This is a genomic window from Aldersonia sp. NBC_00410 (assembly GCF_026342035.1).
Classification (GTDB): Bacteria; Actinomycetota; Actinomycetes; order Mycobacteriales; family Mycobacteriaceae; genus Aldersonia.
In genome coordinates this window covers 192,450-218,196 of the sequence record NZ_JAPENM010000001.1, presented here as the reverse complement: position 1 = coordinate 218,196, position 25,747 = coordinate 192,450, and the positions used below count along the sequence as shown (strand labels likewise).

Genomic DNA, 25,747 nt, shown 5'->3' with positions numbered 1-25,747 from the left:
TGGCCCAGACCACTACACCCTGTCGTTTCCGATTTGCCATCGACTGAGACACTGGAAGTCGTGTCTTTCAGTTCCACGAAGTCGGCCGAGTTGTTCGAGCGGGCCAGTGCGGTGATTCCCGGCGGAGTCAATTCGCCGGTCCGCGCGTTTTCGGCGGTCGGGGGGACGCCGCGGTTCATTGCCAAGGCCGCCGGCGCGACGCTGACCGACGTTGACGGTAACTCCTACATCGACCTGGTCTGCTCCTGGGGTCCGATGATTCTCGGCCACGCGCATCCCGCCGTCGTCGAGGCCGTGCAGCGGGCCGCCACCGGCGGTCTGTCCTTCGGCGCGCCGACCGTCGGAGAGGTCGAACTCGCCGAGGAGATCATCGCGCGGGTCGACCCGGTGCAGCAGGTCCGGCTGGTGAACTCCGGCACCGAGGCGACGATGAGCGCGATCCGGCTCGCCCGCGGATTCACCGGCAAGACGAAGATCATCAAGTTCGCCGGCTGCTACCACGGTCACGTCGACGCGCTGCTCGCCGACGCGGGCTCCGGTGTCGCGACGCTCGGGCTGCCGACCTCGCCCGGTGTCACCGGCGCGCAGGCCGGCGAGACCATCGTCGTGCCCTACAACGATCTGGACGCGGTCGCACAGGCCTGTGCCGCCAACCACGGACAGATCGCCGCGATCATCACCGAGGCCGCAGCAGGAAACATGGGCGCGGTCGCGCCGGAGCCCGGCTTCAACGAGGGCCTGCGCCGCCTGGCCAATGCGCACGATGCGCTGCTCATCGTCGACGAGGTGATGACCGGCTTCCGGGTGAGCCGATCCGGCTGGTTCGGCATCGACGGCGTCGCGGGCGATCTGTACACCTTCGGCAAGGTGATGAGTGGCGGGCTGCCCGCAGCGGCATTCGGTGGCCGTGCCGACATCATGAACCACCTCGCCCCGGCCGGCCCGGTTTATCAAGCGGGCACGTTGTCGGGTAATCCGGTGGCCGTCGCGGCCGGCCTGGCCACGCTGCGCGCCGCCGACGACAGCGTCTACGCGAAACTCGATGCCAACGCCTTCCGCCTCGGTGACCTGCTCGGATCGGCGCTCAGCGCCGCAGGCGTGCCCCACCGGGTGCAGTTCGCAGGCAACATGGTGAGCGTGTTCTTCTCGGCCAAGCCGGTGACCGACTACGCCTCGGCGAAGGCGGCGCAGACCTGGCGATTCGCTCCGTTCTTCCACGCGCTGCTCGAGCGCGGCGTGTACGCCCCGCCGAGCGCGTTCGAGGCCTGGTTCGTTTCCGCCGCGCTCGACGACGCGGCGTTCGAGCGAATCGCCGACGCACTGCCCGCCGCAGCGGCTGCTGCTGCAACAGCTCCCGAACCCGAAGGAACGACGTCGTGACCGAACCCAAGTCCGAGCAACTGCGCACGATCGTGCACGTGCTGCGGCACGGCGAGGTGCACAACCCGCGCGGGATCCTCTACGGCCGGCTGCCCGGCTTCGCGCTGTCGGTGACCGGCCGCGCACAGGCCGCCGCGGTGGCCAAGGCGCTCGCAGGCCACGACATCACCCATGTGATCGCCTCGCCGCTCGAGCGCGCGCAGGAAACGGCGACGCCGATCGCCGCCGCGCACGGGCTGTCGGTGGAGACCGACGAGGACCTGATCGAGGCGGGCAACACGTTCGAGGGCCTGCGCGTCTCCGTCGGTGACGGTGCGCTGCGCAAGCCGCGGCACTGGTGGAAGCTGCGCGACCCGTTCACCCCGTCCTGGGGCGAGCCGTACCTGCAAATCGCGCACCGCATGCTGGCCGCGGTGAACAAGGCACGTGCCGAGGCCGCCGGGCACGAGGCGGTCGTCGTCTCGCATCAGCTCCCGGTGTGGACACTGCGCCGATTCCTGCAGGGCCAGCGGCTGTGGCACGACCCGCGCCAGCGGCAGTGCTCGCTCGCGTCGCTCACCTCGCTCGTCTATCTCGGCGACACGCTCGTCGACATCGTCTACTCCGAGCCGGCCGGCCAGTCGGATCCGAGGGTGACCGGGGCGTGACCAGGATTCGCCGTCGAACGGTGGCTGCGCTTGTCGCAGCCGTCGCGATGGGCGCTGTCCCGGCCTGCTCGACCGGCTCCGACGCCGTCGCTCAGGGCGGCACGTTCGATTTCGTGTCCCCGGGCGGCAAGACCGAGATCTTCTACAACCCGCCGGAGACCCGCGGCACGCTCGGCGACCTCGCCGGGCCCAGCCTCACCGAGGACGGCAAGACGGTGTCGCTCGACGACTTCGCGGGCAAGGCCGTCGTCATCAACCTGTGGGGCCAGTGGTGCGGACCGTGCCGTGGCGAGGCCGATGACCTCGAGCAGGTCTACCAGGACACCAAGGATTCCGGGGTGGCCTTCCTCGGCATCAACGTTCGTGATTTCCAGCAGGACAAGGCGCGCGACTTCGTCACCGACAATGCGATCGGCTACCCGTCCATCTACGACCCGTCGATGCGCACCCTGATCGCGCTCGGCGGCAATTTCCCGACCAGCGTCGTGCCAACCACGCTCGTGCTCGACAAGGAGCATCGGGTTGCGGCGGTGTTCCTGCGCGAGCTGCTCGCCGACGACCTCGAGCCGGTTGTCACCCGGGTGGCGGCGGAGCAGAGCTCGTGAACCTCGCGGGCATCGGGGACAGTTTCCAGAGCGCGGCGGCCGACGGGCCGCTGTTGCTCGCGCTCGGTGCCTGTGTGCTCGCGGGTCTCGTGTCGTTCGCGTCGCCGTGCGTCATCCCGCTGGTGCCGGGTTACCTGTCGTATCTCGCCGGCGTCGTCGGTGCCGACGCACCACCGGTGACGGTCGCGGAGCGGGGTAATACAGGCGCGGAGCCTGCGGAGCGCCCCAGAGGCACGGCGACGGCGGTCCGATCCGGCCGCATGCGGGTGGCCGGTGCGGCGGGATTATTCGTCGCCGGGTTCACCGTCGTTTTCGTGCTCGCCACCGCATCGGTGTTCGGACTCATCCAGACGCTTGCGGTGAATCGCGAAGTGCTGCAACGTATCGGCGGCGTCGTCACCATCGTGATGGGTCTGGTGTTCATCGGCCTGATCCCGGCGCTACAGCGCGACACCCGGATGGAACCGCGCCGGCTGACCGGCCTGGCCGGCGCACCTCTGCTCGGCGCGGTGTTCGCCCTGGGCTGGACGCCGTGCCTCGGGCCGACACTGGCGGGCGTGATGTCCGTGGCCGCCGGCACCGAGGGCACCACCGCGGCTCGCGGCGTCGCACTGATCGTCGCGTACTGCCTCGGGCTCGGCCTGCCCTTTGTGATCCTCGCGTTCGGTTCGGTGAGTGCGTTGCGCGGCGTCGGTTGGTTGCGGCGCAACGCGCGCACGATTCAGGTCGTCGGCGGCGTGCTGCTGGTGTGCGTCGGCGTCGCGCTGGTCACCGGCGTGTGGGACGACTTCGTCGGCTGGATCCGCGACGGGTTCGTGTCGGAGGTGACGCTGCCGATATGACGACCGTGCAAGCGCCGCCGAGCGCTCCCACCCCGCCGCGGCGCCAGTCGCTGTTCGGCCGGATTTTCGCGTTCGTGCGCAACACCTGGCGCGGGCTCACCAGCATGCGCACCGCACTGGCGCTGCTGTTCCTGCTCGCGCTGGCCGCGATCCCCGGCGCGCTGTTGCCGCAGCGCAGCCTCAACGCGCAGAAGGTCGACCGGTACATCGCCAACCGGCCGACGCTCGGTCCGTGGATGGACCGGCTCGAGCTGTTCGATGTGTTCTCCAGCTTCTGGTTCACCGCGATCTACGTGCTGCTGTTCGTGTCGCTGGTCGGCTGCATCCTGCCGCGCTGCCTCGACCACTACCGTGCGCTGCGCACCGATCCGGTACCGACGCCGCGCAACCTGGCTCGGCTGCCGCACCACTTCGAGGCAGGCGTCGACGAAACGCCCGAGCAGGTCGTCGAGCGGATCCGCGCCCGTCTGCGCGGCTGGCGCACGGTGGTGCGTCGCGGAACGGCGCGGTCCGCGCATTCGGGCGAGGTGACGCTGTCCGCGGAGAAGGGCTACACCCGCGAACTCGGCAACCTCGTGTTCCATCTCGCACTGGTGGCGCTGCTGGTGTCGATCGCGGTCGGCAAGCTGTTCGGCTACGAGGGCAGCGTCATCGTGATCGCCGACGACGGCCCGGGTTTCTGTTCCACTTCGCCCGCGGCGTTCGACTCGTTCCGTGCGGGCAATGTCCGCGACGGCACCGGAATGACGCCGGTCTGCGTCCGGGTCAAGGACTTCCAGGCCGACTACCTCGAGAACGGCCAGGCCGAGATGTTCACCTCGAACATTCAGTACCAGGCCGGGGACGATCTGGTATCCAACACCTGGCGCGACGACAAGTTGCAGGTGAACCACCCGCTGCGGGTGGCAGGCGACCGGGTGTATCTGCAGGGCCACGGGTACGCGCCGACGTTCACCGTGACGTTCCCGAACGGCGAGACCCGCACCGAGACGGTGCAGTGGCGGCCCGACGACGCGACCACGTTCCTGTCCAGCGGTGCGCTGCGGATCGACCCGCCCGCCGGGATGTACCCGGACGGCGACGAGCGCCGCAAGCAGCAGATCGCGATCGAGGGCCTGTTCGCGCCGACCGCCAGCTTCCACGGCTCGCTGCTCACCTCGGTGTACCCGAAGATGACCGATCCGGCCGTCGCGGTGGATGTCTACAAGGGCGACGCCGGCCTCGATACCGGTAAGCCGCAGTCGCTGTTCTCGCTGGACAAGGACCTCGTCGAACAGAACCGGCTGATCAAGCAGGCCAGGGTGAACCTGAAGCCGGGGGAGGCCACCACGCTGCCGGACGGCACGCAGGTGCGCTTCGACGGCGCGAAGGAATTCGTCAACCTGCAGGTGTCGCACGACCCTGCGCAGGGCTGGGTGCTGGTCAGCGCGGTGACGATGATGGCCGGGCTGCTGGTGTCGCTGCTGATCCGGCGGCGCCGGATCTGGGTGCGCGCTTACCCGGCCGATGGTGAGCAGCCCCATTCACCCGGGAGCGGAGCCTGCGGAGCGACCTATTCACGACGTACCGTAGTAGAGCTTGGCGGGCTCGCGCGGACCGATCATGCCGGTTGGGGCGACGAGTTCGACCGGCTGCGCAGCCGCCTACTTGAGACCGAAGCGGAGAAGGACCACCATGCCGATCGATGAGACCATCGCCGGATACAGCGACCTGGCATTCGAATCCGCCTGGGCGGTGTACCTGATCGCGTTCGTCCTGCTGATCTGGCAGTACGCCGGGGCGCGGTCGCAGCAGGTCCAGGCGCGCGAACTCGTCGGCGCGGGTGCAGCGGCGCCGCCCGCGGCCGGTGTGCCGGGGCGGATCATCGAGCAGCCGCGCAAACCGCTGTCCGAACGGCTCGGCAACATGGCCTACGCGGTGCTCGTGGTCGGCGTCGTGCTGCACGTGTCCGCGATCGTGCTGCGCGGCTTCGCCACGCACCGCTTCCCGCTCGGCAACATGTACGAGTTCGTCACCATGGCGACCGCCGCGGCGATGATCGTCGGGCTCGTGTTCCTGCGTGGTCAGCGCTACCGCGCGATGTGGGTGTTCCTGCTCGTGCCGGTGATGGTGTTGATGTTCCTGGCCGCGACGGTGCTCTACGCCGATGCCGCACCGGTGGTGCCTGCGCTGCGGTCGTATTGGCTGCCGATCCACGTCACCATCGTCAGCACCGGCAGCGGCATCTTCCTGGTCTCCGGAATCGCGAGCCTGCTGTTCCTGCTGCGGCTGCGTCAGCCCGAGGGCGAGGAGCGCGGTCGCCTCGGTGCCATCGCGCGCCGGCTACCGGATGCGCGCACGCTCGACCGGCTCGCCTACAAGACGACGATCATCGGCTTCCCGCTGTTCGGCGCGGGCGTGATCCTCGGCGCGATCTGGGCCGAGGCGGCCTGGGGCCGGTTCTGGGGCTGGGACCCCAAGGAGACGATGTCGTTCATCACCTGGGTGGTCTACGCGGCGTACCTGCACGCGCGGGCGACGTCGGGTTGGCGGGACACCCGGGCGGCCTGGATCAACGTCGCCGGGTTTACCGCGATGTTGTTCAACCTGTTCATCATCAACATGGTGGTGTCCGGGCTGCACTCGTACGCGGGGCTGAACTAGCCGGTGTGCGACTACTGCGGGTCGCGCTTGTCCGGCTCGGTGCCGTCCGTCCGGCGCGGCCGCGACATCCGCCAGATGAAGTCGGGATCGTCCTCCGGTCCGACGACGCGCTTGGGCGCGCTCGGCGCGCGCAGCTGGGGACCGAACGCCTTCCAGCTCAACACCGCCAGCGTCACCAGCACGATCAGGGCCAACAGGTAGATCACGACGCTCACCTCCTACACCCGAGACTAGCCCTCGCACAGCCGAGAAGGCACATACGTCGTCCGACGTGGGATTAGTGTGCGACTTTCGGTCGCCGCCGCACGGTGCGCAGCATTGCCTCGACGGATTCCACGACAATCGGCCGCAGCAGCGCGGGGTCGGCGTCGCCGTGTTCGACGACCGCGCTGTACATGCTGCCGAGCACCATGCTGGCCACGATCCGACAGGGCTCGTCCATGTCGGCGCCGAGCAGCACGGTGTCGATCCGGTCCTGGATTCGTTCGGCGCGGGCGAGCACCACCGGGTTCGCGCGGACCGCCGGATCGCGGGTGATGAAACCGATCATCTGGTGGTGCGCGATGAGTCCGTCGAGGAATCCGGTCAGTGCCGCACGGCGCGCCGCGGGGGAGGGCTTGCCGATCTGGGCGGCCTGCAGGCGCGCTTCGAGGTCGGCGAAAACGGGCTCGACGAGCGTGGCGAGCAGGTCGTCCTTGGACCGGAAGTGGTAGTACACCGCCGCCTTCGTCACCGGCAGGACATCGGCGATCTGCTGCAGCGACGTCGCCTCGAATCCATGCTCGGCGAACAGGTCGACGGCAGCGGCCAGAATGCGCTCTCTGGTGCCTTCCCTGGTGGGCGATGGGGCGGTCATCGTGCGAATTCTCTGTCCTCGGTCTCGTCGGCCTCGGTGGGCTGCCGGGCACGGGACCGCTTCCCGAACAGTACGACGACCGAGAGTGCGATCGCCAACAGCGCGGCACCGGCGACGGCGTCGAGCAGGAAATGATTGCCGGTCGCCATCACCACGACGATGGTGATGATGGGGTGCGCCAGTCCGAGCACGCGAACCCAGATCGGTTGCGCACAGGCGAAGATGACGAGGCCGACCCAGATCGCCCACATGCAGTGGACGGACGGCATCGCCGCATACGGGTTGGAGATCGCGTCGGAGGCGGGCGCCCCGCTGGGGGGCCACCAGCCCCAGTCGGCGAACTCGGCCATGATGTCGTGCAGTCCGAAGGCACCGCCGATGAGACGTGGTGGCGCCGTCGGGGTCAGGTAAAACCCGATCAGTGCAGCGCCGGTGGCCAGCATGAGCACGGTGCGTGCCCGGGGGTAGACCTGCGGGCGGCGAACGTAAAGCCAGATCAGCAGCGCCGGCGTGACCACGAAATGCAACGAGGCGTAGTAGAAGCAGGCCGGTACCGCGAAGACGGGGTTGCCGTGCAGCCAGTCGTTGAGGAAGCGCTCGACATCGAGCGCCAACGTGTTCTCGATGTGGCCGATCGTGTCCGCGTTGGCGTAGGCGGCAACGCGCACGTTTCCGACGTGGTTGCGAATCATGCTGTATATCGCGTAGCAAGCGGCGATCAGTGCGATCTCTAACCACCAGGCGGGACGCCGCGCTGCGCCGACCGTGCGCCGGGGGTGTGGGGCCCGCACGCCGGCGGTGAGCGGGAGATCGGGTGGCACGAGCTCCGCCGGCTTGCCACGCACGCTATCGGTGGGCGTGCGGCCCGGCCGGTCGGCCGAGTCGAATGACCTGACGCTTGGTGTCATCGGACCCTCCTGTGGACCCGAAATTACACCTGCTGTTAACCGTCCGGCAAGTAAGTTCCCTACCGGACGTTTGTTCAGCTACTGGAGAACGAACTCAGCCGACGGACGCCTCGGTGGTGAGCGACGCGAGCAGATTCATGACCTCGGACTCGCGGAACCGGCGATGTCCGCCCGGCGTACGCAGCGAACTCAGTCGTCCGGCGAGCGCCCACCTGGTCACGGTCTTGGGATCCACGTGGAAAAGCGCTGCCACCTGACCAGGTGTCATGAGCGCTTCGTGGCCACCATGGAACGCAGGTGAGGTCATTGGTTCGTACCCCCGGGGTAGACGGTCGGTTGACGTCGCCATAGTGGCACTCGGGACCGCAGGTACTCGAACTCTCTAATTCAGGTAAAGGGGAAGTAATGGACAAAACGGATACCGGGAGACGGCCCGGCGAAGCGTGGATCCCGGCGACAAAGCGGCGCGGCGGCATCGCCTACGCTGACCTGGTGGCCGAAGATACTCCGAACTCCGACGCGACGCCGAGCCCGGGCGGTCGGCTCGCGCGCAATCTCGCGCTCTACACGGTGGCACGGCTGTTGCTCGTCGTCGTTCTCGCGGCCGTCATCTTCGGTGTGGGCAAGTTGGCCGGAGTCACGATCCCATTCCTCGTCGTGCTGATCTTCGCGGTGGTCATCGCGCTGCCGCTTTCGCTGGTTTTGTTCAAGAAGCTGCGGATTCAGGTCAACGAAGCCATCGCCGACGTCGACGAGAAGCGGCGCAGGGACAAGGCCGACCTACGCGCGCGGCTGCGCGGTGATGAAGAAGGCGGCGACGCGTCGCGATGACCGCATGTGACCGCAGTACCCCCCGCACCTGGGTGGACAATGCGGTCCGGCTCATCGACGCGGACGCTCAGCGCAGCGCCGACACCCACCTGCTGCGCTACCCGCTACCGGCCGACTGGCCGGTCCAGCTCTATCTGAAGGACGAGTCGACCCACATCACGGGCAGCCTCAAGCATCGGCTGGCCCGATCGCTGTTCCTGTATGCGATCTGCAACGGCTGGATCACCGAGGGGACCACCGTGGTCGAAGCGTCCTCGGGATCCACCGCGGTCAGCGAGGCGTACTTCGCGAGCCTGCTCGGCCTCGAGTTCGTCGCGGTGATGCCCGAGAGCACCAGTCCGCGAAAGATCGCGCTGATCGAATCCCACGGCGGGCGTTGCCATTTCGTCGATCGCCCGTCGGAGATCTACGCCGAGGCGGCGCGCCTGGCCGAACAGGCCGGCGGGCACTATCTCGACCAGTTCACCTACGCGGAGCGGGCCACCGACTGGCGCGGCAACAACAACATCGCCGAATCGATCTACGAGCAGATGCTGCACGAACTGCACCCCGTGCCCACCTGGATCGTGGTCGGCGCAGGCACCGGGGGGACGAGCGCCACCATTGGTCGCTATATCCGCTACCGCCGCCACGGCACTCGCCTCGCGGTTGTCGATCCGGAGAATTCGGCGTTCTACGGCTCCTACGAGACCGGCGACCCGGGCTATCGGACCGGAATGCCGTCGCGAATCGAGGGCGTCGGCCGCCCGCGGGTCGAGCCGTCGTTCGTCGCGCAGGTGGTGGACCGGATGATCGCCGTGCCCGACGCGGCCTCGATCGCCGCGATGCGGCATGCCAGCACCGTGCTCGGCCGGCGCATCGGTGGCTCCACGGGCACCAACCTCTGGGGCACCTTCGCGCTCATCGCCGAGATGCTCGAACAGGGCCGGTCCGGCAGCGTCGTCACCCTGCTCTGTGACGGCGGAGACCGTTACGCCGGAACGTATTTCGACGACGCCTGGGTGCAGGCGCAGGGCCTCGACCTCGCCCCGCACGCCGTCGTCCTGGAGGAATTCGTCAAGACCGGGCGTTGGCCTGCTGGCTGACCGCACTGCTCGCTCTGCCACCCCCGTTGATCACGACCGAATGGCCCTGCATCCGCGGTGATCACGAGGAAATGGCCCCGATTTGCCCCGTTTTGGAGGCCATTTGTTCGTTGTCGCGAGCCCGAACAAGTGGCCCCTCTGCTGCGGTGATCACGACCGAATGGCCCCCGACACGCCGAATCCAGGGGCCAGTTGCTCGTGATCACCGAGGTCCGAGGGCTGTCAATAAAGGTTGACACGGAGGTTCTGTCAACGTAAATTGACAGCCATGACCGAGGCAACGAGTCTTGCCGCCGCAGCAGGCAGTCCCGACCCGAATGTCGGGCTCCGGGCAGTCATCGCACTGCGCAGGCTGGCCGAGCGACTGGAGGCGATCCAGGTGGACAACGCGCGCGCTCAGGGCTGGTCCTGGCAGCAGATCGCGGACTCGCTCGAGGTGAGCAGGCAGGCGGTCCATCAGAAGCACAATCGAAGAGGGAGGGCCCGCTGATGTTCCAGCGGTTCAGCAACAGTGCACGGGCAGCCGTGCTTGCCGCGCAGGAGCAGGCGCGCGCCGGGAACAGTCCGGTGATCGACGTCGAGCAGGTGCTGCTCGGCATCATCGCCACCGCGGACGCCCCGCTCGCGACACTGCTCGACGACCTCGGCCTGAGCCGGGACGCGGTGCAGGAGGCGCTCGACGAGGCCGGGCGTGCACAGCCGCTCGGCGAGGCGGACGCGGAGGCATTGCGCTCGATCGGGATCGATCTCGATGCGGTGCGCCGCAGCCTCGAGGAGACGTTCGGCCCCGATGCTCTCGACCGGACCTCGCCGGCCGAGGAGTCGCGCGGCTTCCTCGCCCGCCTGCGCGGCAACCACATTCCGTTCACTGCCGGCGCGAAGAAGATCCTCGAGCTCGGCCTGCGTGAAGCCATCGCGCGCAAGGACGACCGCATCGAGACCGAGCACCTCCTGCTCGGCGTGCTGCGCGCACCGAACGACACCACGCGCGCTCTCATCGAGGCTCATATCGCGGTCGCGGATCTGCGCGCCAAGGTGCTCGACCTGCTCGATCGGGCCGCCTGAGACAGCCGGACGGCGACTATGCCAGCATCGCAGCATGATCTTCCTCGCACGTCTGGTCATCAACGCAGTCGCGATCTGGCTTGCCGCGGCCTGGGTTTCGGGCATCGACATCTCCAGTTCGGACAACGGCACGGGCTGGGACATCGTGGTGCTGCTCGGCATCGCGGCCGTGTTCACGGTGGTGAACATGCTGGTGAAGCCGCTGGTTCAGCTGCTGTCGATCCCGTTGGTGCTCGTCACGTTGGGGTTGTTCCTGATCGTCATCAACGCGCTGATGCTGTTGTTGACGTCATGGATCACCGAGAGCACCGATTACGGCCTGCACGTCGACGGGTTCTGGACCGCCGTGTGGGGCTCGATCATCATCTCGATCGTGAACTGGGTGCTCGGGATGCTCGTGCCGGATCGCGACTGACCTCAGCCGATCGCGAGCGCGATCCCGGTCGCGACCGCCCACAGCAGCATCGCCAGGCCCGAATCGCGCAGCGCAGGAATCAGTTCCAGGCCGTGTCGGCCGGACCGAACCGGTGCGTTGGCGCGCACCGAGAACGGGACGGCGAGCAGCCCGAGCAGCGCCCAGGGGGTCCGCGCGACCAGCACGAGAGTCGCGACCACCGGCACTACCAGGAGCGCCAGATGCAATGTCCGCGTGCGCGTATCGCCGAGCCGGACCGCCAGCGTGACTTTGCCCGAGGCGGTGTCGGTCGGAATATCGCGCAGGTTGTTGGCCACGAGGACCGCGCTGGAGAAGCTGCCGACCGCGACCGCGCACACCAGGCCGGCCCAGTCGACCTCGTCGGCCTGCACGAACTGGGTGCCGAGCACCGCGACGAGGCCGAAGAACACGAATACCGCGATCTCACCGAAGCCGCTGTAGCCGTATGGTTTCCGCCCGCCGGTGTAGAACCACGCGCCGGCGATGCAGAGCGCGCCGACGAGCACCAGCCACCACGCGGAGGTGACGGCGAGAACCAGGCCGGCCACGGCCGCGACACCGAGGCTTGCGACGGCGGCGTTGCGCACGGAAGCGGGCGTCGCCAGACGCGAGCCGACCAGCCGCAACGGACCCACCCGCTCGTCGTCGGTGCCGCGGATCCCGTCCGAGTAGTCGTTCGCGTAGTTCACCCCGATGATCAGCGCCAACGACACGACCAGCGCGAGGAGCGCCTTCCACCACACTGCGCCATCCAGCGACGCCGCCGCGCCGGTGCCCGCGAGCACCGGGGCGATCGCGTTCGGGAGGGTGCGCGGGCGGGCGCCTTCGATCCACTGGGCCATTGAAGCCATGACCAGATCCTTGCACGGCCGGCCGGCGACCCCGCCTGGTGGCCGCACACCCCTTCGCACGAATACGATTCGGAGCACCGTGTCAATACAGTCAGCCGCGATGGGGAGCGACCCGGCGGAGCTCGACAACGCATCGGTCGTTGTGGCTCTGCTGGGTGAGGTGTGCACCCGTCGCAACGGCGACCTGGTGCCGCTGCCCGGCGCGCGGGCCCGCAGCTTGGTGGCGGCGCTGGCGCGGCGCCCCGGACACAGTCGCAGCGCGCAAGGTCTCATCGACGATGTGTGGGGTGACGCGCCGCCGCGGTCGCCGATGAACGCCCTGCACACCCAGGTGTCGCGGCTTCGTGCGGCGCTGCCCGAGGGCGCGCTGGAGATCGGGCCGGCGGGCTACCGCCTCACCCTCGACGATCGGGAGGTCGATCTGACGCTCGCCCGTGTGCTGGCGCGCAAAGCCCGCACCGCCGCCGAGCTGGGCGACGCGCGGGGCTGTCTCGACGCCGTGGCGCGGGCGCGCGAGCTGTGGCGCGGCGAGCCGGGGGCGGATCTGCCCGACGGCGAGCCCGCCCGCGCGGTCCATCAGGAGGCGCAGGCGTGCCTGGACGCGCTCGGTGACCTGGAGATCGCGGCGCGCCGCACGCTCGGCGATCTCGAGACCGCACTACCGCTGGTGCGGGCGCGGGCCGACCGCAACCCGCTCGACGAGCCCGCGCATCTCGAGCTGATGCACGTGCTGGCCGAGTTGAACCGCGGCAACGAAGCGCTCGATGTCTTCGCGGCATTGCGCGAGCGTCTCGCCGACCAGTTCGGGGCCGATCCCGGGGCCGAGCTGGTGCAGCTCAACACCCGGATCCTGCGCGGCGAAACCGAGACCCGCACCGTCGATCGGCTGCCCGCCTCGATCGGGCTGCGCGCGGCCCCGAATGCGCTGCTCGGCCGGGAGGACGACCTGGCGGCCATCGAACGGTCGGTGCAGCAGGCGCGGGTCACCACCATCCTCGGCCCGGGCGGAGCGGGCAAGACCAGGGTGGCAAACGAGATCGGTCAGCGGATCGCGCAGCACCGCCCGGTGGTGCTGGTCGAGCTGGCCTCGCTGCGCAGCGGGGACGACGTGGTCGCCTCGATCTGCGCGGTGCTCGGACTCAGCGAGACCGACCTGCAGCCGGGCATCCGGGTTCGCGCGCAGTTGCACACCGCCTACGAGCGACTCAAGGTCGCGCTGTCGCTGCGGCCGATGTTGCTGATCCTGGACAATTGCGAGCACCTCGTCGACGCGGTCGCCGACGTCGTCGCGGACCTCGTCGCCGCCGGCGACACGCTCTCGGTGGTCACCACAAGCCGTGCACCACTGATGATTTCGGCCGAGACGGTCTACCCGCTGCCGCCGCTGGAGATCGACGAGGCGGGTTCGCCCGCCACCGACCTGTTCCACGTGCGGGCGCGGGCGGTGCGGCCCTCGGCCCGGCTCGACCCCGCCGAGGTGGCCCGGCTGTGCCGCACCCTGGACGGGCTGCCGCTGGCCATCGAACTCGCTGCGGCCCGGGTGCGGACGATGTCGGTGGAAGAGATCAATAACCGGCTCGCGGACCGCTTCGCGTTGCTGCGCAGCGCCGATCGCACCTCGCCGGATCGGCACCGCACGCTGCGCGCCGTGATCGACTGGAGCTGGCAACTGCTCGATCCGCAGCAGCAGGCGGCGTTGCGCCGGCTGTGTCGCTTTCCTGCCGGGTTCACGCTGGAATCTGCTGCTGCAGTGGCCGAATGGGGCGTTGTCGACGATATGGCGTTGGCGCTCGACGGTTTGGTGAACCAGTCGCTGCTCGACATTCAGGAGACCGCGAACACGGGTCTGCGCTACCACATGCTCGAAACCGTCCGCGAATTCGGCGAGGAACTGCTCGAGCAGGAGCCGAACGAGGCCGACGAGGTGGCGCGGCGAACGGCGCAGTGGGCGTGCGAATTCGCAGTGCGGGTCGCCGAATCCGCGGTCGACGAGCAGGTGCGCACCGTGCAGCGGATCGAAGCCGACCATGACAATCTGGTCGCGGTGCTGCGTGCGGCCGTCGCCCGGGACGACGTCCGGACCACGCATCACGTGTTCGCGGTGCTCGCGACATTGTGGGCGATGCGCGGCGCCCACTCGGAGGTGTTCAACTGGGCGCCACGCGTACTCGCTCTCGGTCCGGCATCCGATGCGCCCGACGACATTCCCGTGGATCTGCTTGCCCTGAGCTACATGATGGCGGGCATGCACATGGCGATCGGTGCCAACTTCCGGGCATTCGCCCGCGCCCGGAGCAAGGTTCGCGCGCTGCAACGCACCGAGCTGTCCGAGGCGGCGCGTTTCGTTTCCCGGCTGATGCTTATCGGTCGGGAGGGGCGCGGACTGTCGCGCCTACTCGCCGTCGGGGTGCGGTCGTCCGACCGTACAACTCGAGTCGCGGCGTTGATCGCCCGCGCGAATTTCAGCGAGAACTTCGGTCGCGCATACTTTTCCCGGCGAGACGCATTGGCCGCGTTGGTCCTTGCCGAACAGGGCAACGACGTATGGACCACCGCGATGGCAAGCCAGCATCTCGGCAGCCTGTACGGGCAGTCCGCGCAGTATGCGGAGTCCGTCGAGTATTACCGGCGCGCCCTGGATGCGACCACGACTTTGCATGCGCACGAGGAAACCATTTCGATCCGCGCATACCTGGATGCCTCGTTGATCGGTGCCGGCCGGGTCGCGGAGGCGCGCCGCGACCTCGCCGATCTGGTCGGTACGACGGATAGCCTGATCGGATCCGAGGTCGGGGCGGGCACGGAGGCGAGTCAGCGCCTGGCGAGCGTGCAGGCGGCCCTCGCCGAAGCCGATCTGGCCGAAGGCCGGATCGACCGTGGACTCGCCGCATATCGCAACGCCCTCACCATCGTTGGCTGGCCGCACACGGTGCAGCCCAACCCCGGACCGTCCGAGACGATGATCGCCAGCGGAGTGATCGGCGCCCATGTGCAACACGGTCGGGCAGCCGAGATCACCACAATCGCAGCCGATCTCACCGCGAGTGCATTGCAGTGGATGGCCATCTATCCCGACCTGCCGCAGATCGGCGCGCTCGGTGCGGCGATCGGCAGCTACCGGATCGCCACGGGCACGGACCAGGAAGTGGGTCTGCGAATGCTCACGTTGGCGATGAATACCCATGCCCGACAGGATCTTCCGTCGATGGCGATCGTCAATCATCTCGCCCGCGCGCGGGAAGTTCTGGGCGACGCGCGGGTCGAAGAAAAGCTGGCCGCGGCCGTCGGGATACCTCGGCAACGGGCGGCCGACGAAATTCTCGATCTGCTGGGGCGCTGAGCGCACGAATTCGCTAGGGCGTCAGCTTGCGGACGCTGCCGTCCCAGCCCGTGGCGTACAGCGAATTCGGATCCCAGCCGGGCCCCGCGCCGAGGCGCACCGACGAGGTGAGGGTGAGACCCTGTGCGATCGTGCACTGCGCACCGGTCGCGGGGTTCAGGCGAATCACCTTGCCCGCCAGGTTGAGTGCGATGTAGACATTGCCTGCCGCGTCCGTCGTCAGATCGTCGCCGATGTTCAGCAGACCGAACCCGGGGACCGGCCACTCGCGCGCGGGCGCACCCGGAGCGGCGATGTCCACACCGAACACCTTCGTGGTGGGATCGAAGGTGCTGTCGGTGTAGAGCCACCGCCCGGTGGGATCGACCGCGAGCCCGTTCGTGCTGACCCCGGCCAGGGCGTACGGCTCGGGCCGGGCGGGATCGCTGCGGTGCACCACGGTGAGCCGCTGGTTGCCGCTGACCACGAGGTCGCCGTCGGGCAGCGTGGTGAGGCCGTTCGGCATGGTGAGACCGCGAGCGTAGGTCTGTCGCATCCCGGAGTCGAGGTCGTAGGTGTCGACGGTGCCGTCCTTCGCGCCGGTCAGCAGGGACACCGGCGAGTTTCCGGTGGCGAAGTAGACGGTGTTGCCCGCCACTGTGATCCCGCCCGGCGACTCGACCGAAGCCACCACGGTGGCGTAGTTGCCTGCCGGATCGAGCCGGTCGATCGAACCGGGCGAGCCGAATGCCAATCGGGACAGCAGCATCGCGCCGCGTCCATCGAAGGCGAGGTTCTCCAGCATGCCGTGGCCGCTGCTGATGGTGGTGGCAGTCCACGGCCGGCAGGTATCGGGCGCCGGCTCGGCCTGCCCGACGCCACCGCCGATCACGGACGTGCCGATCAGCAGCGCAGCGGCGACTGCCGTGCGATACGAAGACGTCATCGTTCCTCGGTTCAGCGTCAGCAGGGCCACTGGATGGCGCTGCGGTGCACGGGCGGTGGCCGGGTCGAGTGCATTCAACACCAGTTGCAGGGTGCGCTGCGGGAAACACGGCGGACCCCCGGTGAGTACCGCATACTCGCCGGGGGTCCGCAGTGGGTGCGTGCTCAGGCCTTGCGCATGTACATCTTCACGGTCAGCGGTGCGAAGATCGCGACGATAATCGCGGCACCGAGGACCGACCAGCCGAAGTGCGAGCCGATGTGGCCGTTGTTGGCGAGATCGCGCACCGCGTACACGAGGTGGCTGATCGGGTTCACGTTGACAAAGGCCTGCATCCAGCCGGGCATGGTCTCGACCGGCACGAACGCGCTCGACATGAAGGTCAGCGGGAACAGGATCAGCATCGAGATACCCTGCACCGCAGAGGCCTTGCTCATCAGCACACCCATGAGGGCGAAGATCCAACTGACGGCGAACGAGCAGCCGATCACCAGCAGGCCGGCGGCGACGACGCCGAGGATCCCGCCACCGGGCCGGTAGCCCATGATGTAGCCCATCACGAAGGTCAGCACGGTGGCGATGCCGTAACGCACCATGTCGGCGGTGAGTGCGCCGGCGAGCGGGGCGATCCGGGCTATCGGTAGCGATTTGAACCGGTCGAACACGCCCTTGTCCATGTCTTCGCGCAGCTGTGTGCCGGTGACCACCGAGGTGATGATCACGGTCTGCACGAGGATGCCGGGGATGATGACCGGCAGGTAGCTGTGCACATCACCGGAGATCGCGCCGCCGAAGATGTAGGTGAACATCAGGGTGAACAGGATCGGCTGCAGCGTCACGTCGAACAGCTGCTCGGGGTTGTGCTTGATCTTGATGATGCCGCGGTAGGCCATCGTGAGGGTGTTCTCGACGGTCTGCCGCAGGCTGATCCGGTGCCGCGCCGCCGGCCGCGTGACCGTGCTTTCGCTCGGCGCGGTCAGTGTGGTTGTCATACCAGGCTCCGTTCGGTATCGGCCGGATCCGCGTCGTCGGCGGGATGGCCGGTGATGGTGAGGAAAACCTCGTCGAGGCTGGGCTTGGACACCGTGATCTCGTCGACGTCGATGCCGTTGTCGCGCAGCCGAATCAGGATCTCCGGCGTGGCACGGGCATTGTTCATCGGCGCGGTGAGGCGGCCGGCTTCCGGCGTGATGGCCACCTCGGTGCCGAGTTGTTCGGCGATCAGGCGGCGGGCGTCCTCGGTGCGAGTGCGGTCGACGAGGGTGAGCAGCAGCGTGGAGACGCCGACCGACGATTTGAGTTCGTCGGCGGTGCCGTCGGCGATCACCCGGCCGCGGTCGATCACGGCGATGCGATCGGCGAGCTGATCGGCTTCGTCGAGGTACTGCGTGGTGAGCAGGACGGTCGAGCCGTCGCGGACCAGCCGGCGGATCGTCTCCCACATCTGGGCGCGGGTGCGCGGGTCGAGTCCGGTGGTGGGCTCGTCGAGGAACAGCAGTGGGGGAGCGGCGATCAGGCTGGCGGCGAGATCGAGCCGGCGCCGCATACCACCGGAGAAGTTCTTCAACGGCTTGTTCGCGGCCTCGACGAGATCGAACTCCTCGAGCAACTCTGCGGACTTGCGCTTCGCGGCGGCGCGGGTGAGGCCGAGCAGTCGGGAGAAGATCACCAGGTTCTCGGTCGCGGTCATGTCCTCGTCGACCGAGGCGTACTGCCCGGTGACGCCGACGAGCGAGCGGACGGCGGTCGGTTCGCGCACCACGTCGTAGCCGAAGATGCGGGCGTTGCCGGCATCCGGGCGCAGGAGGGTGGCGAGCATGCGGATGGTCGTGGTCTTGCCGGCACCGTTCGGCCCGAGCACGCCGTAAACGGACCCGGTGGGCACGGTGAGGCTGACTCCGTCGACCGCGCGCTGCTCTCCGAACGTCTTTACGAGGCCCTCGGCCTCGACGGCGAACTGCGTAGCTGGATTGGTCATGGCATCAGATTGCCGGGCCCGGCTTGCACCGCCCTTGCGTGATACTTGCGCCCGCTTTCAGTTCGACGAGCGGGCTGCAAGCGCGGCCCGCAGCGCGGCGCGATCGACCTTGCCCGGGCCGCGCAGCGGCAGCGCATCGAGCAGGTACAGCTCGCGCGGCGCCGCGGTCGGGTCGAGCCGCGCGATGACATGTTCGCGCAGCTCATCGAGGGTGGGCGGGGTTGCGGACGGGACCACCGCCGCCACTACCCGCTGACCGAGGCGAGGATCGGTGAGACCGACGACCGCGCATTCGCGCACGCCGGCATGCGTACTCAGCGCGGCCTCCACCACCTGAGGCACCACGGTGAGGCCGCCGGTCGAAATTGCCTCGTCGAGGCGCCCGGAAATGGTGAGCACACCGTCGCGCACGCTGCCCGCATCGTCGGTGCGGAACCAGCCCCGCTCCGCGAACGCGGGGTGCTCGGGCAGTCCGCGATACCCCGATGCGAGCACGTCGCCGCCGAGCAGCACGCGACCGCCCTCTGCGATCCGTACCTGCACTCCGTCCAGCGGGACGCCGTTGTACACGCAGCCGCCGCAGGTCTCGCTCATTCCGTAGGTCCGCACGATCGTGATGCCCGCCGCCTCGGCCCGCTCGCGCAGCACGACGGGGGTCGCCGCGCCGCCGATCAGTACCGCGTCGAGATCGGCGAGCGCCGCGGTCGCGGCGGGGTCGTCGAGCGCCTTCACCAGCTGGGTGGGCACAAGGGAGGTGTAGCGCCGCGACCCGGACATGGCCTCGATACCGCGCACCAGATCGGCGGGGTCGAAGCCGGACGAGACATCCAGCACGACGGGTTCGGTGCCGGCGAGCAGCGAGCGCAGCAGCACTTGCAACCCGGCTATGTGGTGCGCCGGCAGGGCGAGCAGCCAGGCACCCGGCCCGCCCAGGAAGGTTTGTGTCGCGGTGCCGCTGGCTCGCAAAGCTGCCGCCGAGAGCATCGCGCCCTTCGGCACACCGGTGGTGCCGGAAGTGGCCACCACCAAGGCGATCCCGTCCTCGATTGGCTCGCCTGGCCGCAAAGCCGAAGTCAGGCGATCGATCTCGCGCGGATCGTCGGCGGGCACGGGCAGGACTGCGGGATCGTCGCCGTGCAGGATGTCCCGCAGGGCGGGGAGCACGTCGAGGGCGCGCTGCCCGGCGGGAATCGTCAGGGTGCGCAGGGAAGGCGTCACGCGGGCCGTCGGCTCAACTGGCCTCGTCGATGCCGGCGGTCGGCCAGCCGCCGGATTCGAGATGGGTGCGCACGCGCTGTACATCGCTCTCGAGCGGCATCTCGTCGGTGACTCGGGTGATCATCACGCCGATATCGGTCTTTTCGACGGGCAGCACGCCGATCTCGACAAGCTGGTCGGTGATCTGCTGCACCTCGTCGTCGGAGAGCCGACGAGTGAGTATCGCGAGCAACGGAATGTAGTCGGCTTCGGGAACCCCTTGCGGATATCCAGCCCGGAGCCAGCCGACGATGTTGCTCAGGATGGGAGGCAGATCGATAGCCACGGCCGCTATTCCTTCACGGCCTCGGCGAGAACCCACCCACCGGCGGCGAGGCGCGCCTGGACGCGTGCGACGTCTTCCTCGCACGGCTCCTGCAGCGACAGTTCGGCGATTGTAGCCTCGATCTCCTCGGGATCGATCGGCTCGCCGTTTTCTCGTTCGGCGGTGAGCGCCGCCGCGACCTCGCGGACCTCGACATCGGTCAACTTGTGCCGGAGCACGGCGAGCAGCGCAACGTAATCTTCGCGTGGCACACCCTCGGGATAGCCGCCACGCAGCCAGTTGAGTGCTGCACTCAGCGGATTGAACGCCACGAAAATCCCCCTTTCGGCAAGTGACCATGGCTCGTCAGAAGATATGAATCCCCAGGTCATTGGCCAAGAAGTCCTTCATGATGAACAGTATTCCCGTGATCACGGTGATCAGCACGACGGCGAAGCACGCGCCGGCGGCGATCGTTGTGCGCACGTTGCGTTTCGCGGTTCCGTCGGCGTCGACGTCATCGCCGTGCGCGCTCAGGAACCGCAGTCCGCAGGCGAACATCAACGGGACGCCGGCGCCGAACGCGACGCCGACGGCCAGCACCTGCCAGAGCGAGTCGAGGGTGTTGGAAATGGTCTGCATGCGGAATACCTCTCAGACCTTCCCGGCGTCCGATACCGACCCTGCAGGCGGTTTCCGGACGGCCGGTTTCGCAACGGCAGGGTTCGCAACGGGTGACGGGGTGTCCTCGTCCCAGTCCGCGGTGACGTTGGTGGTGTCGACCGGATTGCGGCGCGAGCGCACCCACATCGCTGAGGCACTGGCAATCAGCAACGCGAATACCACGATGACGCCCGGCAGCCCGCCGATGGCGTTCGCGATGACCCAACAGATGGCACCGACGATGCCGGCCGCGGGCAGGGTCAGCAGCCAGGCGACGGCCATTCGGCCGAGTACCTTCCAGCGCACCTCGCCGCCGGGCTTGCCGAGCCCGCTGCCGAGGATCGAACCGGTGGCGGTCTGTGTTGTCGACAGTGGAAGCCCGAAGTGGCTCGAGGTGAGGATGATGGCCGCCGAACTCGAGTCGGCGGAGAAGCCCTGCGGCGAAACGATCTCCACCAGCCCCTTGCCGAGGGTGCGGATGATTCGCCAGCCGCCCAGGTAGGTGCCGAGTGCGATGGCGAGCGCGCACACCACCTTCACCCAAAACGGCATGCCCTCATTGGGATCGACGGTGCCGTAGGCCACCAGCGCGAGGAAGATGATGCCCATCGTCTTTTGCGCATCGTTGGTGCCGTGCGCCAGCGAGATCATCGACGCGGTGCCGATCTGGCCGAAGCGGAATCCGCGGACCCGATCGTCGTCACGGATGCCGCGCGTGATCCGGTAGACGCCCCAGGTGCCGAGGGCGGCGATCATGGCCGCGACCGGCGGTGCCAGCACGGCGGGGATCACGATCTTGCTGACGACGCCGGACCAGTCGACGCCGCTGGCGCCGAGCGAGGCGATCGTGGCGCCGATCAACCCGCCGAACAGGGCGTGCGAGGAACTCGACGGCAATCCGAACAGCCAGGTGAGCAGGTTCCACAGGATGCCGCCGACCAGGCCGGCGAACACGATGACGAGCAGTTCCTCGCCGCTCGCGTCACCGAGGTTGACGATTCCCTTGGCGACGGTCGCAGCGACTGCGACGGAGAGGAATGCGCCGAGCAGATTCAATGCGGCCGACAGGGCGACCGCGACTCGCGGTCGAAGAGCCCCCGTTGCTATGGAAGTTGCCATCGCGTTGGCGGTGTCGTGGAAGCCGTTGGTGAAGTCGAACGCCAGGGCCGTTACGACAACGATGGCTAGAACGAGGAACTCTGCGCTCACACTCATGGAGTGTGCCTACTCGGCAGGTTAAAACCAAACTGTTCGGCGACGTTGTCAGCGTGTGTTTGATGGCCGATCAAAAGCGTTGGAGGCACCACGCCTCGACGATTCTCTCCGCCGAGGTCCGTTCAGCGCGAATCCGACTGGCGACTATCGCGTCGGATGGGATGGTCTGTCGGCACCTCGACCAGGACTATCGCGACGCCGTCCGGATCTGTGATCCACATCTCGTGCAGCCCCCAGGGCTCTTGCTTGGCGGGACGGTCGATCTCGACGCCGTTGCGTTCGAGTTCGGATTGTGCCGCCGCGATGTCGCGGACCTGGAGCCAGAACGCGCCCTGGAAGTTGTTCGGTCCCGTGCTGCCGCCGTGTGCGGCTACCTCGATCAGGCTCTGCCCGGCGAAGAACACGGTGCCGCCCGGGTATTCGCGGGCGATCGCGAGGCCCAGCGCGTCCCGATAGAAGGCCAGGGTGCGCTCGTAGTCGGCGGGACGCAGGAGGGTGCGGCTGCTGAGGATGTCCACGGCTCATGTTTACCCGGTGTGCGCAGTCCATTGCCGTGTCCTGGCCGTCAGAAGTACCAGGGGTAGGACGACCAGTCCGGCTCGCGCTTCTGCAGGAACGAGTCGCGACCCTCGACCGCCTCGTCTGTCATGTACGCCATCCGGGTCGCCTCGCCGGCGAACAATTGCTGGCCGACAAGCCCGTCGTCGGTGAGGTTGAAGGCGTACTTGAGCATCCGCTGCGCCTGCGGCGACTTGCCGTTGATCGTGGCCGCCCAGTCGATGGCGACGTTCTCCAACTTGTCGTGGTCGACCACCTTGTTCACCGCGCCCATCCGGTGCATCTCCTCGGCGGAGTAGGTCTCGCCGAGGAAGAAAATCTCGCGGGCGAACTTTTGCCCGACCATCTTGGCGAGGTACGCGCTGCCGAAACCACCGTCGAAACTGCCCACGTCCGCATCGGTCTGCTTGAAGCGGGCGTGTTCGCGGCTCGCGAGGGTCAGGTCGCACACCACGTGCAGGCTGTGCCCGCCGCCCGCGGCCCAGCCGTTCACCAGAGCAATGACGACCTTGGGCATGGTGCGGATCAGCCGCTGCACCTCGAGAATGTGCAGCCGGCCGGCGCGTGCCTTGTCCACCGTGTCGGCCGTCTCGCCGGCGGCGTACTGGTATCCCGAGCGACCGCGGATCCGCTGATCGCCACCGGAGCAGAACGCCCACCCGCCGTCCTTCGGGCTCGGGCCGTTGCCGGTGAGCAGCACCGCGCCCACATCGGCGGTCATCCGTGCGTCGTCGAGGGTGCGATACAACTCATCGACGGTGTGCGGCCGGAACGCGTTGCGCACCTCCGGCCGGTCGAAGGCAACCCGCAGGACGGGGACCTCGACGTGCCGGTGGTAGGTGATGTCGGTGAGGTTCTCGAAGCCGGGAACCGGGCGCCAGAGAGTCGGGTTGAAGGTCACGCCCCGAGATTACGACCCGGTCGCTTTCAGTCCGGCAATGCGCCCGCTCACTCGGTTGGCCACCGCGCGCAGGTAGCCCTCGCGGAGCGGGTGGGCGAGCACGGTCGGTGAGTCCGGGGCATGCCGGGCGAGCATGTCGGCGATGCGCTCGTCGAGGTCGAGTTCGGCGCCGTCCTGGCTGGTGGTCTGGTCGGCCAGCGTGAGCGCATCGGTGGCCTCGTCGTCGGTGTCGGTGAACTCGCGTAGCTCGGTGGCGAGCCCACGAAGGGGGGCGATGAAGCGGCTGCCCGAGTGATAGGCGACGAGGTTGTACACCCGTGCCGGCCAACCCGAGCGACGCAGGAAGCGCGCTCCGTCGACCCCATGAAGGCCAGTGTCGTGGAGCGCGGGCACCTTGCCGATGTCGTGTAACCAGGCGGCCGCAATGAGCGCGTCGCGGTCATCGGCGGGGACGGTCGGGGCGAAGGATTCGGCGCGGGCGGCAACACCGCGTAGGTGATCGAACAGGCGTGGCTCGTCGGTCGTGAGGCGTCGCGCGAGGTCTTGTGCGGCCAGTGCGAGCGGCCGCGAATCAAGTGGTGCTTCCTGCATCGCACCTCCTGCGAATTCGGTCTCGCCCACGCCGTTGGAGGCGGGCCGTGCGGTCCGATTCGGTCCCGTGCAATCCGGTGATGGTCGCGACCGTAGCGCAGTGATCGGATCGTTGCCTGTCCAATTCTTCTCTCTTACCCGTTGGCGGCGCTATGGTGTGCGCGCACTTGTGCGACGGAAGGGAACGCCCATGGCCGCCATCGGTCCCGATGACCACGAACGAATGGTCGAGTTCGAGCTGCGCTGGTACAGCCTTGGCGGCGGCCCGGCAGCCGATATCCGTACGGAATTCGGCGTCGGGGAGGCGGACTTCTTCCGGGAACTCGACGTGGCGTTGGGCTGCACGCCGCCGCGCGGTGTCCCGATGGGCGTGATCGACGATATGAAACGTGTTGTGCGGCGCAGGCTCTGGCTCGTCGCCTGACGTGTTGGCCGTCTCACAGGTTGTCGAGCCGCGACGGTAGGGAATGCTGTCGGTATGACCGAATATCTCGAGCGCGAGGACAAGTACGACGTCGCCGAGGACTTCGTCCTGCCCGATCTGGTGACGGCCGTCGACGGGGCACGCCGCAAGCACGTCGAGGTTCGGCTGGAGAACACCTACTTCGACACCGCGGACGGGTCGCTGCTCGCCCGCGGATTGCTGTTGCGCCGCCGGATCGGCGGCAGCGACGAGGGCTGGCAGTTGAAGGTGCCCGAAGGCAAAGCGCGCGTCGAATTGCAGGAACCGCTCGGCGATCGCGGCCAGATTCCGCAGCGGCTACTCGACGTCATCGAGGGCGTCCGGCTCGGTAAGCCACTCGACGTGGTCGCGCACATGGTCACCCGCAGATCGATCGATCGGATTGTCGACGCCGAGGGCGAGGCGCTCGTCGAGGTCGCCGACGATCGGGTCGAGGCGGAGGATCTGCGCGCCGACGCGGAGCCGATGCAATGGCGTGAGGTCGAGGTGGAAGTGGTCGCCGCCCCGCCGAGCGTGTTGCGCGCTGCGCGCAAGCAGATGCTCGCCGCCGGTGCGTCGACGGCGGCTTCGTCGTCCAAACTTGCCCGCGTCCTCGGCGCGCCCGCGCGCCCGGCGATCGAGGGCACGCGGGCCACGTCCGCCGTCGCCGCGTACGTCACCGAACAGGTCGAGGAGATCCTGCGCGGTGACGTCGGTTTGCGGCGCGGCGTCGACCCGATTCACGCCACCCGCGTGGCGATCCGGCGGCTGCGCAGCACGTTGCGTGTGTTCGGCGACTTCACCTCCGCCGCGCCCGAGGTCGACGAGGAGCTGAAGTGGTTCGCCGGCACGTTGGGCGAGGTGCGCGACCGGCAGGTGCAGCGCGAGTACTTCACCGGGGCGCTGGCCACGTTGCCGCCGGAGCACGTGCTCGGGTCGGTTGCGGCGGACATCGAGCAGACGCTGCTCGGCGAAGAGTTGCGCGCCCGCACGGTGGTCACCGAAGTGATGGCCGGCGAGCGGTACCGCGCGCTGCTCGCGCTGCTGACCGAGTGGGCTGCACGGCCGCCGGTGGTCGCCGACGCCGAGGACGGCAAGCTGCGCGACGCGATCGCGGCCGCGGAGCACAAGGCGGACAAGCGGTTGAAGCAGGGCATTCGCGCGCGTGAGGACGAGCCGCTGCACCGCGCGCGAAAGGCGGCCAAGCGCGCCCGATACGCGGCCGAACTGGGCCGGCCGGTGCTGGGTAAAGCGAAATCGAAGCGGCAAGTCAAGCACTACAAGAAGATTCAGACCGAACTCGGCGATCATCAGGACGCCGCGGTGGCGGCCGAGACGCTGTGGCGGCTCGGTGCGCGGACCGGTACCTCGGGCTCCGCGAACGGCTTCACCTACGGCTTGCTCTTCGCGCGCGAGCAGGCCCGGGGAGCAGCGGCCGTCGCCGCAGTGCGAGGCAAGTAACA

General features: G+C 68.2%; 30 protein-coding genes. 14 read left to right on the top strand and 16 right to left on the bottom strand.

The window, feature by feature from the left end; all coding sequences use genetic code 11:
• Positions 1-51 precede the first annotated feature (51 nt).
• The 6 genes from hemL to ccsB are packed head-to-tail and all read left to right on the top strand — an operon-like array spanning position 52 to position 6,117.
• Positions 52-1,380, top strand: coding sequence for a glutamate-1-semialdehyde 2,1-aminomutase (hemL, locus tag OG921_RS00980; RefSeq protein WP_266111009.1), 1,329 nt, complete (start codon positions 52-54; stop codon positions 1,378-1,380).
• On the top strand, positions 1,377-2,027 hold the full coding sequence (locus OG921_RS00975; protein ID WP_266110475.1) for a histidine phosphatase family protein: 651 nt from the start codon (positions 1,377-1,379) through the stop codon (positions 2,025-2,027). Before hemL ends, OG921_RS00975 begins: the two co-directional genes overlap by 4 nt.
• 47 nt (positions 2,028-2,074) lie before the next feature.
• The gene (locus OG921_RS00970; RefSeq protein WP_266111008.1) at positions 2,075-2,632 is read left to right on the top strand and encodes a TlpA disulfide reductase family protein; all 558 of its coding nucleotides are present in this window, start codon (positions 2,075-2,077) and stop codon (positions 2,630-2,632) included.
• Positions 2,629-3,474, top strand: coding sequence for a cytochrome c biogenesis CcdA family protein (locus OG921_RS00965; protein WP_266110474.1), 846 nt, complete (start codon positions 2,629-2,631; stop codon positions 3,472-3,474). Before OG921_RS00970 ends, OG921_RS00965 begins: the two co-directional genes overlap by 4 nt.
• Positions 3,471-5,162: a cytochrome c biogenesis protein ResB gene (locus OG921_RS00960; RefSeq protein WP_266110473.1), complete on the top strand. Its 1,692-nt coding sequence runs from the start codon at positions 3,471-3,473 to the stop codon at positions 5,160-5,162. The genes OG921_RS00965 and OG921_RS00960 overlap by 4 nt, the downstream gene beginning before the upstream one ends.
• Positions 5,149-6,117, top strand: a complete 969-nt coding sequence (gene ccsB, locus OG921_RS00955) for a c-type cytochrome biogenesis protein CcsB (RefSeq protein WP_266110472.1) — start codon at positions 5,149-5,151, stop codon at positions 6,115-6,117. Before OG921_RS00960 ends, ccsB begins: the two co-directional genes overlap by 14 nt.
• Before the next feature lie 11 nt (positions 6,118-6,128).
• Here the strand turns inward: ccsB and OG921_RS00950 are convergent, their stop codons facing one another.
• The 4 genes from OG921_RS00950 to OG921_RS00935 form a co-directional block, all read right to left on the bottom strand.
• Positions 6,129-6,323 carry a hypothetical protein gene (locus OG921_RS00950; RefSeq protein ID WP_266111007.1) on the bottom strand — a complete coding sequence of 65 codons (195 nt, stop codon included), beginning with the start codon at positions 6,321-6,323 and terminating at the stop codon, positions 6,129-6,131.
• A gap of 71 nt (positions 6,324-6,394) precedes the next feature.
• Positions 6,395-6,973 carry a TetR/AcrR family transcriptional regulator gene (locus tag OG921_RS00945; RefSeq protein ID WP_266110471.1) on the bottom strand — a complete coding sequence of 193 codons (579 nt, stop codon included), beginning with the start codon at positions 6,971-6,973 and terminating at the stop codon, positions 6,395-6,397.
• Entirely contained in the window at positions 6,970-7,881 is a 912-nt protein-coding gene (locus OG921_RS00940) for a phosphatase PAP2 family protein (protein ID WP_266110470.1), read from the bottom strand. The genes OG921_RS00945 and OG921_RS00940 overlap by 4 nt, the downstream gene beginning before the upstream one ends.
• Before the next feature lie 94 nt (positions 7,882-7,975).
• Positions 7,976-8,188 (bottom strand): BldC family transcriptional regulator, encoded by a 213-nt coding sequence (locus tag OG921_RS00935; protein ID WP_266110469.1) that lies wholly within the window; start codon positions 8,186-8,188, stop codon positions 7,976-7,978.
• 185 nt (positions 8,189-8,373) lie between these two features.
• Here OG921_RS00935 and OG921_RS00930 point away from each other — a divergent pair, with 185 nt between their 5' ends.
• From OG921_RS00930 to OG921_RS00910, 5 genes are all read left to right on the top strand, one after another.
• On the top strand, positions 8,374-8,712 hold the full coding sequence (locus OG921_RS00930; protein WP_266111006.1) for a DUF4229 domain-containing protein: 339 nt from the start codon (positions 8,374-8,376) through the stop codon (positions 8,710-8,712).
• On the top strand, positions 8,709-9,797 hold the full coding sequence (locus OG921_RS00925; protein WP_266110468.1) for a PLP-dependent cysteine synthase family protein: 1,089 nt from the start codon (positions 8,709-8,711) through the stop codon (positions 9,795-9,797). Before OG921_RS00930 ends, OG921_RS00925 begins: the two co-directional genes overlap by 4 nt.
• A gap of 268 nt (positions 9,798-10,065) precedes the next feature.
• The gene (locus OG921_RS00920; RefSeq protein WP_266110467.1) at positions 10,066-10,287 is read left to right on the top strand and encodes a helix-turn-helix domain-containing protein; all 222 of its coding nucleotides are present in this window, start codon (positions 10,066-10,068) and stop codon (positions 10,285-10,287) included.
• Complete coding sequence (locus tag OG921_RS00915; RefSeq protein ID WP_266110466.1) at positions 10,287-10,862, top strand: Clp protease N-terminal domain-containing protein; 576 nt, start codon at positions 10,287-10,289, stop codon at positions 10,860-10,862. Before OG921_RS00920 ends, OG921_RS00915 begins: the two co-directional genes overlap by 1 nt.
• A 34-nt stretch (positions 10,863-10,896) precedes the next feature.
• On the top strand, positions 10,897-11,277 hold the full coding sequence (locus OG921_RS00910) for a phage holin family protein (RefSeq protein ID WP_266110465.1): 381 nt from the start codon (positions 10,897-10,899) through the stop codon (positions 11,275-11,277).
• Between the two features lie 2 nt (positions 11,278-11,279).
• Here the strand turns inward: OG921_RS00910 and OG921_RS00905 are convergent, their stop codons facing one another.
• Entirely contained in the window at positions 11,280-12,149 is an 870-nt protein-coding gene (locus OG921_RS00905) for a 1,4-dihydroxy-2-naphthoate polyprenyltransferase (protein ID WP_266110464.1), read from the bottom strand.
• Positions 12,150-12,249: 100 nt separating this feature from the next.
• Between OG921_RS00905 and OG921_RS00900 the strand changes: the two genes are divergently transcribed.
• The gene (locus OG921_RS00900; protein ID WP_266110463.1) at positions 12,250-15,489 is read left to right on the top strand and encodes a BTAD domain-containing putative transcriptional regulator; all 3,240 of its coding nucleotides are present in this window, start codon (positions 12,250-12,252) and stop codon (positions 15,487-15,489) included.
• A gap of 13 nt (positions 15,490-15,502) precedes the next feature.
• Here the strand turns inward: OG921_RS00900 and OG921_RS00895 are convergent, their stop codons facing one another.
• The 11 genes from OG921_RS00895 to OG921_RS00845 form a co-directional block, all read right to left on the bottom strand.
• Positions 15,503-16,414, bottom strand: a complete 912-nt coding sequence (locus OG921_RS00895) for an SMP-30/gluconolactonase/LRE family protein (protein WP_266110462.1) — start codon at positions 16,412-16,414, stop codon at positions 15,503-15,505.
• A gap of 164 nt (positions 16,415-16,578) precedes the next feature.
• Positions 16,579-17,406: an ABC transporter permease gene (locus OG921_RS00890; RefSeq protein ID WP_266110461.1), complete on the bottom strand. Its 828-nt coding sequence runs from the start codon at positions 17,404-17,406 to the stop codon at positions 16,579-16,581.
• Entirely contained in the window at positions 17,403-18,392 is a 990-nt protein-coding gene (locus tag OG921_RS00885) for an ATP-binding cassette domain-containing protein (protein WP_266110460.1), read from the bottom strand. The genes OG921_RS00890 and OG921_RS00885 overlap by 4 nt, the downstream gene beginning before the upstream one ends.
• A 57-nt stretch (positions 18,393-18,449) precedes the next feature.
• Positions 18,450-19,610, bottom strand: coding sequence for an o-succinylbenzoate--CoA ligase (menE, locus tag OG921_RS00880; RefSeq protein ID WP_266110459.1), 1,161 nt, complete (start codon positions 19,608-19,610; stop codon positions 18,450-18,452).
• Positions 19,611-19,623: 13 nt separating this feature from the next.
• Positions 19,624-19,929: a DUF3349 domain-containing protein gene (locus OG921_RS00875; RefSeq protein ID WP_266111005.1), complete on the bottom strand. Its 306-nt coding sequence runs from the start codon at positions 19,927-19,929 to the stop codon at positions 19,624-19,626.
• An 11-nt stretch (positions 19,930-19,940) separates the two neighbouring features.
• The gene (locus OG921_RS00870) at positions 19,941-20,246 is read right to left on the bottom strand and encodes a DUF3349 domain-containing protein (protein ID WP_266110458.1); all 306 of its coding nucleotides are present in this window, start codon (positions 20,244-20,246) and stop codon (positions 19,941-19,943) included.
• A 34-nt stretch (positions 20,247-20,280) separates the two neighbouring features.
• A complete protein-coding gene (locus OG921_RS00865; RefSeq protein WP_266110457.1) occupies positions 20,281-20,556 on the bottom strand; it encodes a hypothetical protein in 276 nt (91 codons plus the stop codon).
• Between the two features lie 12 nt (positions 20,557-20,568).
• Positions 20,569-21,786 (bottom strand): inorganic phosphate transporter, encoded by a 1,218-nt coding sequence (locus OG921_RS00860; protein WP_266111004.1) that lies wholly within the window; start codon positions 21,784-21,786, stop codon positions 20,569-20,571.
• Between the two features lie 128 nt (positions 21,787-21,914).
• Positions 21,915-22,310 carry a VOC family protein gene (locus OG921_RS00855; protein ID WP_266110456.1) on the bottom strand — a complete coding sequence of 132 codons (396 nt, stop codon included), beginning with the start codon at positions 22,308-22,310 and terminating at the stop codon, positions 21,915-21,917.
• Positions 22,311-22,357: 47 nt separating this feature from the next.
• Positions 22,358-23,251: a 1,4-dihydroxy-2-naphthoyl-CoA synthase gene (locus OG921_RS00850; protein ID WP_266110455.1), complete on the bottom strand. Its 894-nt coding sequence runs from the start codon at positions 23,249-23,251 to the stop codon at positions 22,358-22,360.
• A gap of 9 nt (positions 23,252-23,260) precedes the next feature.
• A complete protein-coding gene (locus OG921_RS00845) occupies positions 23,261-23,842 on the bottom strand; it encodes an HD domain-containing protein (protein ID WP_266110454.1) in 582 nt (193 codons plus the stop codon).
• A gap of 190 nt (positions 23,843-24,032) precedes the next feature.
• Between OG921_RS00845 and OG921_RS00840 the strand changes: the two genes are divergently transcribed.
• On the top strand, positions 24,033-24,266 hold the full coding sequence (locus OG921_RS00840) for a hypothetical protein (RefSeq protein WP_266110453.1): 234 nt from the start codon (positions 24,033-24,035) through the stop codon (positions 24,264-24,266).
• A gap of 54 nt (positions 24,267-24,320) precedes the next feature.
• On the top strand, positions 24,321-25,745 hold the full coding sequence (locus OG921_RS00835) for a CYTH and CHAD domain-containing protein (protein WP_266110452.1): 1,425 nt from the start codon (positions 24,321-24,323) through the stop codon (positions 25,743-25,745).
• The last annotated feature ends 2 nt before the right edge of the window (positions 25,746-25,747 follow it).

Excerpts from the sequence above, each read along its gene's own strand:
- OG921_RS00970 (WP_266111008.1), top strand. The coding sequence starts at position 2,075 with ATGGGCGCTGTCCCGGCCTGCTCGACCGGCTCCGACGCCGTCGCTCAG.
- OG921_RS00960 (WP_266110473.1), top strand. The coding sequence starts at position 3,471 with ATGACGACCGTGCAAGCGCCGCCGAGCGCTCCCACCCCGCCGCGGCGC.
- ccsB (WP_266110472.1), top strand. The coding sequence starts at position 5,149 with ATGCCGATCGATGAGACCATCGCCGGATACAGCGACCTGGCATTCGAA.
- OG921_RS00945 (WP_266110471.1), bottom strand. The coding sequence starts at position 6,973 with ATGACCGCCCCATCGCCCACCAGGGAAGGCACCAGAGAGCGCATTCTG.
- OG921_RS00940 (WP_266110470.1), bottom strand. The coding sequence starts at position 7,881 with ATGACACCAAGCGTCAGGTCATTCGACTCGGCCGACCGGCCGGGCCGC.
- OG921_RS00935 (WP_266110469.1), bottom strand. The coding sequence starts at position 8,188 with ATGACCTCACCTGCGTTCCATGGTGGCCACGAAGCGCTCATGACACCT.
- OG921_RS00925 (WP_266110468.1), top strand. The coding sequence starts at position 8,709 with ATGACCGCATGTGACCGCAGTACCCCCCGCACCTGGGTGGACAATGCG.
- OG921_RS00920 (WP_266110467.1), top strand. The coding sequence starts at position 10,066 with ATGACCGAGGCAACGAGTCTTGCCGCCGCAGCAGGCAGTCCCGACCCG.
- OG921_RS00915 (WP_266110466.1), top strand. The coding sequence starts at position 10,287 with ATGTTCCAGCGGTTCAGCAACAGTGCACGGGCAGCCGTGCTTGCCGCG.
- OG921_RS00910 (WP_266110465.1), top strand. The coding sequence starts at position 10,897 with ATGATCTTCCTCGCACGTCTGGTCATCAACGCAGTCGCGATCTGGCTT.
- OG921_RS00905 (WP_266110464.1), bottom strand. The coding sequence starts at position 12,149 with ATGGCTTCAATGGCCCAGTGGATCGAAGGCGCCCGCCCGCGCACCCTC.
- OG921_RS00900 (WP_266110463.1), top strand. The coding sequence starts at position 12,250 with ATGGGGAGCGACCCGGCGGAGCTCGACAACGCATCGGTCGTTGTGGCT.
- OG921_RS00895 (WP_266110462.1), bottom strand. The coding sequence starts at position 16,414 with ATGACGTCTTCGTATCGCACGGCAGTCGCCGCTGCGCTGCTGATCGGC.
- OG921_RS00890 (WP_266110461.1), bottom strand. The coding sequence starts at position 17,406 with ATGACAACCACACTGACCGCGCCGAGCGAAAGCACGGTCACGCGGCCG.
- OG921_RS00885 (WP_266110460.1), bottom strand. The coding sequence starts at position 18,392 with ATGACCAATCCAGCTACGCAGTTCGCCGTCGAGGCCGAGGGCCTCGTA.
- OG921_RS00865 (WP_266110457.1), bottom strand. The coding sequence starts at position 20,556 with ATGCAGACCATTTCCAACACCCTCGACTCGCTCTGGCAGGTGCTGGCC.
- OG921_RS00845 (WP_266110454.1), bottom strand. The coding sequence starts at position 23,842 with ATGCAGGAAGCACCACTTGATTCGCGGCCGCTCGCACTGGCCGCACAA.
- OG921_RS00840 (WP_266110453.1), top strand. The coding sequence starts at position 24,033 with ATGGCCGCCATCGGTCCCGATGACCACGAACGAATGGTCGAGTTCGAG.
- OG921_RS00835 (WP_266110452.1), top strand. The coding sequence starts at position 24,321 with ATGACCGAATATCTCGAGCGCGAGGACAAGTACGACGTCGCCGAGGAC.